We start from the raw sequence: 13,875 nt of genomic DNA on the forward strand, positions 1-13,875 counted from the left end.
ATGAGAGAGGCGCTCTAAGATTATGATTTAATTATGTATTCCTCGGCCGAGGGGCTCTCGGCCGGGGAAAGCGCTCATCCCTTGGTTGGCTCGTCAGCCTTGACGGCCTCGGGCTTGGCCTCGGCGTCCGGCGCGTTGGCCTCAGGCTCGGAAGTGGGTTTGGGAGCGGGCTTGGGATCGGGTTTGGCGAGCGCCTTGGCGACCTCGGGGGCTTCGCCGAGGATGTCATTGAGGTCGAGCCCGCGGCGGGTGGCGCTTTCGCGCACCGCTTCGCGCAGCCGGGCGCTGCGTTTGAGCAGGCGCTTGAAGCGGGTCTCGTCCAGTTCGAGCAGGGTCGAGGGGGTGATCGCCACCAGCTCCGAGCGGCGGCGGCGCGGCATCAGCAGCGCCAGCTGTCCGCACATATCGCCGCGGCCCAAGCGGTAGGTGTGCCCGGCGACGCGCTGTTCGACCGCGCCCGAGGCGATGAAATAGACGCTGCGCGCGGTGCTGTCGCGGCGGCTGATCACATCACCGGGGGCGACGTAGCGGGTGCGCAGGCCGCGGGCGAGGGGGCGGATTTCCTTTTCCTCGAGATCGGCAAAGAGCGGGAAGCGTCGGACAAGTTCGGCGCGCTGCACCGACAGATCGAGCGGCGGGCGCTCGTCGGCCTGCGCGCGGCGGCGGGCGAGGTCTTGGCTGAGCGCGGTGTAAAGCTCGTCTCCGATCAGCCCGTCTTCGTGCATCGTGTCGTATTCGCCTTCTTCGAGGCGCAGCGCGGTGCGGCGGATGAAGCGGCGTTCCAGTTCCTCGGCATAGCCCGGATATTGCAGGCGCAGACCCTCGAGCGCGCGTTCGGTGGCCTCGCGGCGGCGGGTCAGCAGATCGCGCAGCAACTCGGCGACGCGGCGGCCATGAATGCGGCGGATGCGCCCGTCGATGAAGCCTTCGAGATCGCGCAGGATCTGTTGTTTCGACAGCAAGAGGTCGAAACGGTCGGCGGTGAGCCGGGCGAGGGGGCCGGAGATATGCAGGCGGTTGTGGGCAAAGAGCGCCGCGCGGAAGACGTTGCCGTAGCGCACATTGGCCTTGGCCGCGCGCTGGTAGCCGACGCGGCCATCGCTGCGCGCGCCTTCGATCAGCCGGTCGCAATCCGACAGCGCCTTTTGTGCGAGCCGCAGCGAGATGGTGCGCTCGCGGATGCCCGCCGTTGTCGCGTCGCGTTCGGCCCCGGCCAGCGCGATGAGGCCCAGCGTGACGCGGTCGCGGTCTTGGATCTCGTCGCCTTCCTCGGCGGTCTTCACCGCGGCGTCGAGGCGCTTGCCGAAACGTTTCGCCTCGGAGCGGACGATCTCGCGGTCAAGGCCGTAGGTGTCTGTGGTCGTCGAGACCTGCTCGCGCACGGTCTGCAGGGCGACGGCGACGACCTGATTGCTGAGCGCCTGATCAAGCGGGGCGAGGCGGTCGAGGCCGAGCTTTTTGATCACCCATGTGAGGGTGGTGCCCTGCACCAGCAGCGTCCAGAGGGTGAAGCCGGTGGCGAGGATGCCGACGACGCGTTTCACCTCGATCGGCACGCGGAAGCTTTCGGTCACGGCGAGCGCCAGCGCGAGGGTCAGCGCGCCGCGCAGCCCGCCCCAGAGGATGGCGACGCGGTAGGGCCGTTCGATCCTTGGCGAGAGGCGCAACATGCGCAGGATCGGCAGCAGCCCCGAAAGGATCGCGCCCCGCGCGGCGATGGCGGCGGCGGTGACCACGAGGATCAGGACGAAATCACCAAAGTGTACGTCCTCGAGCAGCCGCGGGATCAGCAGCGCGGCGAGGATAAAGATCAGCGCCCCGGCCCAATGGGCGAGGATGTCCCAAGTGTCGTTGAGATTGGCCCATGCGGTGGGAGGGATCTTGCCGGGGCCGACGAGGTTAAGCGTGATCCCGGCGGTGACAACGGCGATGACGCCGGAGGCGCCAAAGAGTTGCTCGGCGCCGATATAGGCCAGATAGGGCAGGGCGATGGAGACCGAAAGCTGCGCCTTTTCATAGCGCGCCAGCAGCGCCATGGCCCCGATTGCGCCCTGCGCCACCAGCCAGCCCGCCAGTGCACCGCCGCCCAGAAGCATGGGGAACTGTGCCAGCGCGCCGCCGAGCGTGGGATCGGGCACGCCCTCCATCACGAAGCCCATGAAGAGGCTGAAGAGCGCGATGGCGGCGGCGTCGTTGAGCAGGCTTTCGCCTTCGATGATCCGAACGAGCCGGCGTGGCGCGGCGATCGAGCGGAAGATGCTGACCACTGCCGAAGGGTCGGTCGTCGAGACAATGGCGCCCACGAGGAAACAGGCGGCGAGCGGCAGCGAGCTTGTCCACGACAGCGCAAAGCCGACAAACACCGTGGCCGCGACCACCGCGACGATGGCCAGCACAAGGATCGGCACCCAATCGTCGAGCATCCGCCTGAGGTTCATGCCCAGCGTTGCCTGAAACAGCAGCGTGGGCAGGAACACATAGAGGAAGACGTTTGATCTTATGGGGAAATTTATGATCGCCGCGGCCACGGGATTGAGCGCATCGGTGAAATCGGTGCGTAAGAAGAAGATCGCCGCCGCGCCGATAAGCGTGCCCAAAAGCGCGAGGATCGCGCTGTAGGGCAGACGGAGACGGGCCGCCAGCGGCTCGGCCGCGGCGATGACGAGAAAGAGCGACGCGATGACCGCGGTGACAAGAACGACATCCATGCGCCTCAGATAGACCGAGTTTGACGCTGGGAGAACTGGCGATTGGCAAAAATCTTCGTGGGGTGGCGCGCGCGGGCAGGGCAGGGGGGCGGATTTCGGCCTCGATATCGGGCGGATGGGTACGCTTTGCGGCTCGGGTCGCCCTGGGTTCTTGAGAACTGGGGCCTGCGGCTGTATCTGCGGGGCCAAATGGGGGGCGGACGCGGAATCTACAATGAGGCATGACATGCAATTGGATCGCAGACATTTCATCGGCGCGGGTGCTGCGCTGACCCTGACGGCGCTGCTGCCGCGCGGCGCGTTTGCCGCCTTCTCGCCGAAGCCCGCCGACTGGCGCCGCTTTGCGCTGACCACCAAGATCGACATCCCGGCGGACGGCAAGCCGGTGCAGGCGTGGATCCCCGTGCCCTCGGTCAACGAAGAGGCATGGATGCGGGCCGAGGCTCCGGCGTTCAGCGGCAATGCCGACAGCGCCGAGCTGAAGACCGACGCCGAGAGCGGTGCGAAATACGTCCACGCGGTGTGGTCCTCGGGTCAGGCGCAGGCCAAGCTGGAGATCACCGCCGAGGTCGAGACCCGCGACCGGTTTGTCGATCTGGGCGAACCGGGGCAGGGGGCGAGCCTGTCGGACGAAGAGCGCGCGCTCTACACCGCGCCGACGCGGCTCATCCCCACCGACGGCATCGTCAAGGCGACCTCGGACATGATCACCGAGAACATGAGCGGTGATCTGCAGAAGGCGCGAGCGATCTACGAATGGGTGGTCGAGAGCACCGAGCGCAACCCCGAGACCCGGGGCTGCGGCATCGGCGATGTGGCCTCGATGCTGGAGATGGGCGATCTGACCGGCAAATGCGCCGACCTCAACGCGCTCTACGTCGGGCTGGCGCGCGCCGCGGGCCTGCCTGCGCGCGATGTCTACGGTCTGCGGGTGGCGCCGTCGAAATTCGGCTACAAAAGCCTTGGCGCCAGTTCCGAGAACGTCAGCAAGGCGCAGCACTGCCGCGCCGAAGTGTTCCTTGAGGACTATGGCTGGGTCGCGGTCGATCCGGCGGATGTGCGCAAGGTGATGCTGGAAGAGCCGCCGAAGAACCTCGGCCTCGACGATCCCAAGGTGCGCGCGGTGCGTGCGGGGCTGTTCGGGTCGTGGGAAGGCAATTGGGTCGGCTACAACTTCGCCCATGACGTGGCGCTGCCCGGCTCGGAGCGCGACAGCGTCGGCTTCCTGATGTACCCGCAGGCCGAGATCGACGGCGTGGAGCAGGACGAGCTGGACCCGTCGAGCTTTGCCTATGAGATCACCGTGCGTGAGATCGACGCCTGAGGGCGGTGAGCTATTGGACGGCCTCCGCTTTGGTGGGGGCCGTCGGTTCTTGGCCGGATCGGCAGATCTGACGCCAGCTGCGTGACGACGCGCAGCGCCAATGCCACATCTCGGCAGGCCTCTGCCTAGAAACTGCGCGATTGTTCGCCCGCTGCGAAAATTATCTGTTGGGCTTACGCGACGTTATCGACCCATAGCATTTTTGTGCATTTTTGCCGTCCTGACCGAGGCTGCCCCTCAAGCGCCCCTCGTCGCGGCCGCGCGGACGAGCGGTGACGCTGGGGCAGGGGGGATGCGCCCGCGTCGGGCAAATGCCGCGCGTCGGATCGCAATCCGAGGCCGTGCGGCAGGCGCATTATACAGAACCGTCCAAAGACAAGGGGATAGGCCCTCGCTCTGAGCGAGTGTCCCCCGGTGCGATGCGCAATTGGTCAGACCGGCCCTTACGTCACCCTGCTGTATAGAGTCCCGCGCTCGGCCTTTCAGGAAATATCGAGAAATTCTAATATTTAGGCGAGTCAAATTAACTTTCGTGTAACCTACGCGATTGCGCGGAATTGATGCAGCAATAAGACAATCGAGCCCAATTTCACTCATCGTTCGACCGTCTTTTGACCACAGTGGTCTCCCATTTGTGCGCAGAGCGCCAGCCTTATCGCGCTGGCAGACGGTAATCACATCCGCGAATAGACAGGAGCGTGCACGATGTGTGAGATTTGCGCTGCAACCACAGTTTTTGATCCCGAACGTCATACGGACAGCGACGGATTGCGAATCTATGGAGCGAGCGTGTTCGAAAGTACCGATGCTTCTGAGACTCAGGATACCGGGTACAGCCTGCCGGTGGGCGGTAGCTTTTATGGCGCGCTAGATGCCGCTGGGGACCGTGATTGGATCGCCGTCACGCTGGAGGCGGGCGTCACCTATCAGATCAGCCAGTCCGGTTACTGGGGCGGCGGCGGCACATTGGATGATGGCCTGCTGCGGATCTACGACAGCAGCGGACTGCAGGTGGCCTCGAACGACGATGGCCGTCACGGCAATGACGCCGAGGTTGATTTTACCCCCACATCGAGTGGCCTTTATTACGTCTCGGTGGGATCTTACCGCGACAAGCTGACGGGAACCTACCGGCTCGATATCGACAGCGATACCGCCACCCCGGCCGTTGGAGATTTCGCCTCGGTCGAGTCGCTGGCGGATTACCTCGTCGATGGCTATTGGGAAGAAACCAGCCGCGACGAACGGTCCTTCGCGCTGCAGGACAGCAATCAGATCACGGTGAATCTGACCGGGCTGACCGCCGAGGGAAAGCAGCTTGCCCGTTGGGCGCTGGACGCTTGGGAGATGGTCGCCGATCTCGATTTCGTCGAGGTCAAGAAGAACGGACAGATCACCTTCGACGATGACTCCTCTGGCTCGTTCACGAACACCACCACATGGGGCACCACCATTGTCAGCGCCGAGATCAACGTTGCGAGCGGCTGGCTGAACCGCTTTGGCGCAGAGCTCAACAGTTACAGCATGGTCGCCTATGTGCATGAGATCGGGCACGCTCTGGGCCTTGGCCATATGGGCAAATACGATGGTGGCGCGGTCTATGGCAAAAGCGAGACCTTCCTGAACGACAGCTGGCAAGTGTCGGTGATGTCCTATTTCAGCCAGTCAGAGAACACCGCCGTTGATGCCGACTACGGCCTGCCGATTACCGCGATGATGGCCGACGTCATGGCGATTCAATCGATTTATGGGGCGGCGGAAAATGGCGTCACTGCGGGGAATTCCGTGTGGGGCCATGGCTCTGACTTTGGCACCTATCTTGATGATGCGTTTGACAGTTTCCTGGAGGGCAGCGATGCGGCGCTTGGCAGCAACCGCAATTTTGTCTTCACCATCTATGACGCCAGCGGCACCGATACGCTGGATCTGTCGCCGCTGACCACGGACAATAAGGTCGACCTGAATGAAGGTGCGTATTCGGACATCAATGGCCGCACCGGCGCCATGGCGATTGCCGAAGGCACAGAGATCGAGAACCTCAACCTTGGCAGCGGCGATGACACGGTCACCGGCAACCGGCTGGACAATGAGATCGACGGCGGGGCGGGCAATGATTTGATCAAGGCCGCTGGCGGCGATGACTGGGTCTGGGGCCGGGATGGCAATGACGTCATCTATGGCGGCGCGGGCCGGGATATCATCTTTGGCAACGCTGGCGACGACTGCCTGATGGGCGGTGCGGGCAATGATCTTTTGGTGGGTCAGACGGATGACGACCTGCTCAACGGTGGCACCGGCGATGATGTGCTGAGCGGCGGTCGCGGTGCGGACAGCTTCTGTTTCTTCCTTGGCAGCGGCAATGACCGGATCAAGGATTTCGATTATTCCGAAGGGGATCGGCTGAAGCTCGATCGTGACCTCGTCTCGGTCACGGTGGACAGCCTTGGCGCGCTGTTTGAGACCTGCGGATCCGTCGACGGGAATGGCATTGTGTTCCAATTTGACAGCGGCGACACACTGGCGTTGACTTCTGTCTTCAATCTGGACGCCGCGGGCGCGGATGCTTTGTTTTGGGTCTGATCGCCGGACCCAGAGGCTGAGCGGAGCGTTTGGCGTCAAGCTTCTGATATAGCTCGAAGATTTTGGGGCTGCCTATGCTGACGTTTACGCGCCGCACCGTTCTTGCGCTCGCCGGTGGGATGGTTGCCGGGCAGCGCCCCGCTTTGTCAAACGCACAGCAGCCGGGCAATGCGATCTATGTTGCGCCGGGCGGTGATGACAGTTTGGGCAATGGCTCGATCGAGGCCCCTTATCAAACGCCGGGCCGGGCCTTGGACGCTGCCCGCCCCGGCGATGAGATCCGGCTCCGTCCGGGGGTGTATGAGCCCATAGTTGTGACCCGCTCGGGAGAAGAGGGGCTGCCGATTGTGCTGACCACGCTTCCGGGCGAAGAACGTCAGGCCGTGATTTCGGGGGATTTGCAGCGGCACAAAATCTATGGCGGCGCGGGCGGGCAGAAAGCGGCGCGCTGGCGCAACGGCATCGTCGTGTCGGCGCAATCGCATGTTCAGATCAGGAACCTTGCGATCCAAGATGTCTCGGGGCGGGGGATCTATGTGCTTGGCGGCGATCCGGGCGTTCAGTTCGGGCGAATTGTGCTGTCCGGGAACCTCATTCGGCGGACGGGAAATTCCGCGATCATGGTCGCAGGGTTTCCGCCGCGGGACCGGCTTGCGACCGAGCAGACCCCGCGTCTGCGCGATGTGCTGATCGAGCGCAACGATGTTTCGGAGACCAACCTTCCCAACGATTTTGCGCCGAAGGGGGGGCGCAATGAAGCGATATCCGTCACCTCATCCTGCGGCGATATCATCACCCGCGACAATGATGTTCACGACAGTCTGCAATATGGAATTGATTATAAGGCTGGGGTGGTTGGCGGTGAGATATACGGCAACAGAATCTGGAATATAAAACGGTACGGCGTATATCTGGATGCGGGGGTGAACACCGTTCAGGGCGTTGCCGTCTATGGAAATCTCATTTGGAATTGCCGCATCGGGATCGCGCTGGCGCGTGAGGCGCGCGACGCAGGGTTGAAAAGCGGTGAAATGCCCGACCATTCGCTCAAGAACATCGCCGTGTTCAACAACATATGTCGCGATATTCAGCTGAGCGGCGTTTACTGCCAGAAGCATCCGGGCGATGTCCCTAGCGGCGAGATATCCGGGGTGAGGATCAGGTTCAACACGCTGTACAACTGCAACCGGGACGGTGGGGGCAATTCCGTGCGTCTGTCCGGCTGGGATGATCCGGAGTGGGTTGCGGCTGGCATCGTGAGGGACTGCGACTTCGTCGGGAACATCGTCTACAACACGGATGGCGCGGCGGGGTTCTTGGTGGGGACCTCGGGCGAGGGCACCTTTCTGCTCGCGGACAACCTTGTGGACAGGGACCCTGAGTTTGTCGATGCGCCCAATCTGAACTTCTCGCTGAGCTCTGCGTCCCCGGCGCGCGGTTATGTTGATCCGGGTTTTGCGCCGCCGCCTTTTGACAAAAGCGCTGATGGCGCGCCGCGAGATCAGATGGTGAATGCGGGCGCTTTGTAAGGGGCGTGGCCCGGCTTACTGCGCCCAGTCAGAGATTTTCTGCGCAAGCGTGTCGGCATTTCCAAGCGGTGCCAATGTGGGATGGCGTCGGAGGATCTCTGCGGTGTCGAGCATCTGTTGCGACAGTTTCTCGCGGATCGCTGCTTGGGTCTCGGTATCGAGGCGCGCTTCGTCTGCATTATAGGGCCGTTCCAGCAGGTTGCGCAGACCCGACTTGCGCGCGATGCGCACAACGCGGTGCAGGCCAGCGTTGCGCATGACCTCTGCGCCCTTGGCGGCGGCAGCCGAGATCATCACGTTGCGAGGCTTCTGCGCGCCGTTGACCTGTCGGCCGAGGATCTCTGTGTCGGGTGCCTGCTCTGGCACGCCGACCGCGTGACATACAGACCGCGCAAAGGCGAGCGGATCGCGCTTCAGATCCTCATAGAGGATGACAAAGACCTGTCCGGGCGGTGCATGGGCGATGGCCGTGCTCAGGATGTCGGCATATTGCGAGTCGAGGAACAATTCGCTCTCTGGCGACATGGCGTCGAGCGGGGTCTTGCCCTGATGCCCATACCTGATGAGGTGCTTCCAATGGGACTGCACCCGCGCGACCGGCTCGCGCAGCGTGATGACGAAAGTGGCGTTCGGCACAGTCTTACAGATGCGGGCGATCGCCTCTGGTGCGCCCGCGTAGCTTGGTGCGCATTCCACAAACACAGAACCCTCGTCGGCGGTGGGGCGGAACTGTGCCTCATACCATTCCGGACCTCTGGAAAAGTAGCGATCGAAGAAGAAGGTTTCCTTGGTGGTATGCGGCGTGACCACATCGTCGCGGCGTTCGAGATAGGAATTGATCCAGCTCGTGCCGGTCTTCTTGGGGCCGATAAAGAACACATGTTTTTTCATCGTGTCGGCCGCGGGCTTATCGATCTGTGTCATGGGCTGCGTCGCTTTACTGATCTGGTCAATCACTACGGTCTGATCGAAATTTCATGAAATAGAGGTGTCTCTATGGCTGATGTGCCGCGCTTCAAGAGGCTTTGGGTGTTTGGGGGGTGGAGACCCATGCGAAGAGCGTCGGATCGATCCCGATATTACGCCGGCACCAGAGCCAGACCAGAATGTTCCAGCTTGCGGTGCCCAGACTCGCTCCAATGGCCGCGCCCATGATGCCCCAATAGGCGGCGCCGATCATGGTCAGCCCAAGGCTGACGATCTGGGTGGAGATCTGGATGGCCACAAAGAGCTTTTCATGCCCGGTCATCAGCATCAGCCCGCCCGTGGGCCCGCACAGCGCGTTGATCAGCGACGAGATGGCGAAGACATACAATGCGCCGAGCGCGATCACGAAGTCGGGGTGAAACAGGCTGAGCAGAAAATTCCCGGCGAAGCTGATCACCACCAGCCCCAGAAGCGCGGGAACGGAGGCGCCCAGCACGATCAATTTGCACAGACGCTGGACGCGTTGCGGGCTCTTTTCGGCCCAAGCCCGCGCGATGAGCGGGGCGGCAACAAGATTGGCGGCAATCAGCGGCAGCGAGAGCAGCAGGGCGGTGCGATGGGCGGCAAAGAAGGCGCCGGTCTCTGTCGCGGTCAGGAAGGGCGCGGTCACCACGACGCTGAGGTGGCGTTGCACCGCACCGGACATGGTGGACAGCCACAGGAACAGCGCCTCGGAGCGCCAGCCGATGCGATACTGCCCGGCGGCGTCTGCCGCGGTTTCGACGTTCGGCGCGGGCCATCGCCTGAGCGCGAGCAGGAGGCTGCGGCCCTGTATCACGATCAGGCCCAGAAGCAGCGCGGAGATGGCGACGAAAGCGGGGATCGGCGAGGGCAGCCAGACCGGGCCAAAGCTGGGCAGGAGGCCGCCCGCGAGCGCCGCCAGCGCGGTTGTCAGCGCGTACCAAAGGATGTCGCGATAGACCAACGCCGTGGTGATGCTGCCCAAAGAGCGCAGGACGTGCGACAAATGCTCTGCATAGGCGAAGGGAAGGACGAGGCACCCCGCCCAGAGGATCAGGGGATTGCCCAGCCCAAAGCTGACCAGCGCCATCACCAGACAGATCAGCGCGCCTGCGCCAAGGATGGCGGTGCAGGTGCGGCGCACGAAACGCGGGGTTGCCGTGCTGAGATAGGCGCCGCCCGCGGCGGATATCTGCGGGATCGCGCGCAGGGCCAAGGTGGGCAGCCCCAGCGTCGCGGCGAGCCCCATGAAGCTGCCCAAGGTCAGCATGAATGCAAATTCACCGTAGGAGGTCGCGCCGAGCCATCGCGATATGGCGACCATCGAGGCAAAGGACAGCCCTGCCGATCCCAGTCGGATCAGAAGCGCCATGGCGGCGCCGCTCAGCAGGCGGGAGGCGCGCGGCCGGGCGGCGCTGGTGAGGTCAGACATGGCGATCTCGTTCCGGTGTCAGCAGGCGATACAGCAGGCCGGGTCTTGCGGACATGCGCCGCATGTAAGAGGGGCGCCACTGCTCGCCGGTGTCGGTTGGGGCGTCGGTTCGGTAATTTCCAAACGCCAGACCGCAGACGATGTAGAGGTGGCGCCAATGAGAGGATCCCACCACCTGCATGAGCACCAAAAGCCCGCAGAGGATGGAGAGCACAAAGGCATATTTCGTCCAGCCCGGCTGCTTGTCGAGGACCTTCACGAGGCAGCGCCCCATTGCGGCCAGATAGATCAGCAGAAGGCCCAGACTTGCGGCAATGCCGTTTTGCAGGGCGAAAGCGACGAAGGTGTTGTGCGGCAGATAGCCGTAAAGGTAGCGCGACTGGCCTTGGCCGATGCCAAGCGGGTTCTCCAGTACGCGGTTTGCGGCGTCCGCCACGTTTGAAAATCTTGTGTCGTCGTAGCTCTGAAGCGACATGCGCTGCCCCATCAGCGAATTGTCCAAAGCGGCGGTGATCTGGTCCATTAGGGTCAGGGCGACGACACAGACCAGCACGCACAGCCCGATGAAGGTCAGGAAGGTGGGCCGGGCGCTGCGTCCGTGGATCAACAGCACGATCATCATCAGGAAAAGCGATATCCCGGCGTGGATCATCGCGCCTCTGGACAGGGAGGCAATCAGCACCACCAGCAAGAAGACCAGCGAGAACAGCCCAAAACGCCAGAACTTCCGCGAAGAGACCATGAGCCAAGCCGAGAAGAGCACGCTTGGGACAAGGAACGGGCCAAAAACGTTGGGGTCTTTGAACGTGGACATCAGCCGGTTGCGCTCGCCATCGTCACCGCGAAAGAACAGATCGCTTCGGGGGACGAGGTCGAACAGCGCCAGATAGCCGATGACGGCCGAAATCAGGGCACCGATCGTCAGCGACATCAGGATCCAGAAGAACGCCGAGTCGCCTTTGGACGCGCTGTAGTAGCCGGTCATCAGGAACAGACCGATCATGTAGAACTCAATCCCGACGGCCCGCAGGGCAAAAGGGAGGTTGTACTGGACAAAGAAGAGCGCAATTACGCTTGAGATCACATAAAGAAGCACGCCGATGGCTGCGACGCCGTTCAGAAAACGAATGTTCTGCCAAGGGGCGAGCGCGAAACAGGCCAGCGAGACGAAAAACAGCAGATCGGCAGGCGCGGGTTCAACCATCACGAAGAAATTGAGGCACATGCAGATCAAAAAGATGCGCCAGGACAATACTTTAAGTCTTGGCTCTGAGTAGTCTGTCAGGATTGCAGACGCCACTTGGACAGATCCTTTTGCAGCAGGGTTTCCAGCTTGGCGATCTCTGCGGTGTGGCGTGCGGAGAGGAAATCCTGCGCCTCTGGGCTGTCGCGCAGCTTGGGCACGGAATCTTTGGAAAACAGAAGCTTGTCGATCATCGGGCTGGACTTGAGCCCACTGAGAGCGCGTGAAAATCCCGCGGCCCGCATGGCGATGGCGGCGTTTTTCAGCAGCCCGTTCAGGCGGGGATTGCGGGCGGCGCGTGCCGGATTTTTGGCCGCGCCCTCTGCTGTGGCGATGGTGCGGCGGGAGACGCCAAGGAAATCGTGCAACTGGTCTGCGGTCTGCTGCGGTTGCGTGCGGATGTCGTCAAAATAGAGCACCAGCGTGTTCTCTTTGCCGAACAGGTTCCAAGCCCGGCTGATCGCGGTGCTATAGGCGCTGCAGGAGGACAGCAGCCGGTGCGACACGTCGATTTCCTGCGCCAGCGATCCCCTGACCTGCCCGACCCTCAGAAGATGCTGATAGGCCGACCAGTCCCGCTCGATCGGGTTGCGGAGCGAGAAGAATATCTTCGCGTCCGGGATGTCCCGCGCCAGCCGCTCTGCGGCTTCGGGCACAAACAGATAGTCGGTGGTCAGATCGCAGCGCGCGGTCTGCTGCGGCGTCGCATCTGCATATTGCTCGGCGTACCAATCGAGGCCGCGGTCGTAGAAGTCGGTGAAATACTGGACGTATTTCCCCTCAGGGACAAAGACCTCGGGGTGCGCGTCAAGCAGGCTGTAAATCCAAGAAGACCCGGCTTTGGGCGGGCCGCCGTAAATGAAATTCGGGAGGATATGAGTCATAAATCAAGCTCACGCATTCGTAAGGGACATCGTCTTGGGTACGGAGCGCTGATAAATTTCCAGCGTCGCTCGGGTCATGGTTTCAACCGTCCGTTCCGCCGCCAGCGCCAGAGACGCGCGGCACAGGCTCTGCCGCAGGTCTGCATCCGAGGCGAGACGGATGATTTCCTTGGCGATCTCGGGGCCGGAGGCGGTCATCGGGAGAATGACCCCTGTCTGCTTTTCGCCAGCTTCGGCGCCGAGGATCGTTTCGTCAACGCCGCCCACCGCCGTGCTCAGGATCGGCACACCGGCGTGCAGGGCCTCGAGGAAGCTATAAGGCAGCGCTTCGTAGCGGCTGGTCACGCACAAAAGGTCCAGCCCATTCATAAGGGCAGGGGCATCGCACCAGCCCATGAAGGTGACCGGAGCGTCGCCCGCACGTCGGCGCACCTCCTGCATCAATGGCCCGTCGCCCATCATCACCGCCCGCAGGTTCGGGATGTGAGGGGCGGCGAGACGGATGGCCTCGACAAAGCGCAGCGGGTCTTTTTGTTCGACCATGCGCCCGGCAAAGCCGATCACCACCTCTGAATCGTCAGCGCCAAAGGCCGCTCTAGCCTCTGTGCGGGACATGCCCAGCCTGGGCGCGGCGCCATTGGCGACCGCGATCACCTGCATCGGGGAGAGGCCGATGTGCATGGCATGTTTGAGTTCGGCGGCGCTGACGGCGATGACCGGATCCCCGCGCATCGCCAATAGGCGTTCGATCGCGCCGTAGATCAGCGCGCCAAATGCAGAGATGTCGGGATCCATCGTGCGCAGCCCATGCGGCGTATAGAGCCGCAGACCGGGCACCCGGCGGGGCAACATCCGCACCAGCGCCCCGGCCTTTGAGCTATGAGCGTGCAGAACATCGAAGGGTCCGTGCGCTTGCAGCGCTGCGGTCAATCGGCGCCAGCCTGCGAGGTCATGCAGCCCGACGGAACGGTGCAATTCGACCGAGACGTTTCGCACACCGGTCAGGCCTTCCAATCGCTCTACGAAGTCGTCTTCTGCCCGTACCGGAGACCAAAAAACCGTGGCCTCATGCCCGTACTCAAGGAACTGCGCCGCCAAATCCAGAACATGACGACCGGACCCGCCCCCTGAGGTTTCCAAAATCAATGCGATCTTCAAAGTCAGCTCCTAAGACAGACTTCTTTAAAAGGAATTTCCCGATAAACGAGACTTTCAACGGCACCAGAG

The 13,875-nt window shown here is 62.7% G+C and carries 9 protein-coding genes; 3 read left to right on the top strand and 6 right to left on the bottom strand.

Features of this window, described 5'->3' with window-relative positions:
- Positions 1-74: 74 nt before the first annotated feature.
- Positions 75-2,708, bottom strand: a complete 2,634-nt coding sequence (locus tag G0A00_RS14120; protein ID WP_164180619.1) for a cation:proton antiporter — start codon at positions 2,706-2,708, stop codon at positions 75-77.
- A 226-nt stretch (positions 2,709-2,934) separates the two neighbouring features.
- Between G0A00_RS14120 and G0A00_RS14125 the strand changes: the two genes are divergently transcribed.
- From G0A00_RS14125 to G0A00_RS14135, 3 genes are all read left to right on the top strand, one after another.
- Positions 2,935-4,032 (top strand): transglutaminase-like domain-containing protein, encoded by a 1,098-nt coding sequence (locus tag G0A00_RS14125; protein ID WP_203595383.1) that lies wholly within the window; start codon positions 2,935-2,937, stop codon positions 4,030-4,032.
- 789 nt (positions 4,033-4,821) lie between these two features.
- A complete protein-coding gene (locus G0A00_RS14130; protein WP_164180621.1) occupies positions 4,822-6,612 on the top strand; it encodes a M10 family metallopeptidase C-terminal domain-containing protein in 1,791 nt (596 codons plus the stop codon).
- Positions 6,613-6,686: 74 nt separating this feature from the next.
- Positions 6,687-8,141, top strand: a complete 1,455-nt coding sequence (locus tag G0A00_RS14135) for a right-handed parallel beta-helix repeat-containing protein (RefSeq protein ID WP_164180623.1) — start codon at positions 6,687-6,689, stop codon at positions 8,139-8,141.
- A gap of 15 nt (positions 8,142-8,156) precedes the next feature.
- Here the strand turns inward: G0A00_RS14135 and G0A00_RS14140 are convergent, their stop codons facing one another.
- The 5 genes from G0A00_RS14140 to G0A00_RS14160 all read right to left on the bottom strand — a co-directional run bounded on the left by G0A00_RS14140 (position 8,157) and on the right by G0A00_RS14160 (position 13,806).
- The gene (locus tag G0A00_RS14140; RefSeq protein WP_164180625.1) at positions 8,157-9,065 is read right to left on the bottom strand and encodes a sulfotransferase; all 909 of its coding nucleotides are present in this window, start codon (positions 9,063-9,065) and stop codon (positions 8,157-8,159) included.
- 91 nt (positions 9,066-9,156) lie between these two features.
- A complete protein-coding gene (locus tag G0A00_RS14145; protein ID WP_164180627.1) occupies positions 9,157-10,521 on the bottom strand; it encodes a lipopolysaccharide biosynthesis protein in 1,365 nt (454 codons plus the stop codon).
- Positions 10,514-11,821: an O-antigen ligase family protein gene (locus G0A00_RS26885; protein ID WP_164180629.1), complete on the bottom strand. Its 1,308-nt coding sequence runs from the start codon at positions 11,819-11,821 to the stop codon at positions 10,514-10,516. The genes G0A00_RS14145 and G0A00_RS26885 overlap by 8 nt, the downstream gene beginning before the upstream one ends.
- On the bottom strand, positions 11,803-12,648 hold the full coding sequence (locus G0A00_RS14155; RefSeq protein WP_164180631.1) for a sulfotransferase: 846 nt from the start codon (positions 12,646-12,648) through the stop codon (positions 11,803-11,805). Before G0A00_RS14155 ends, G0A00_RS26885 begins: the two co-directional genes overlap by 19 nt.
- 9 nt (positions 12,649-12,657) lie before the next feature.
- The gene (locus G0A00_RS14160) at positions 12,658-13,806 is read right to left on the bottom strand and encodes a glycosyltransferase family 4 protein (protein ID WP_235952978.1); all 1,149 of its coding nucleotides are present in this window, start codon (positions 13,804-13,806) and stop codon (positions 12,658-12,660) included.
- Positions 13,807-13,875: the final 69 nt, after the last annotated feature.

Source organism: Salipiger sp. PrR002, from assembly GCF_010500775.1.
Classification (GTDB): domain Bacteria; phylum Pseudomonadota; class Alphaproteobacteria; order Rhodobacterales; family Rhodobacteraceae; genus Salipiger.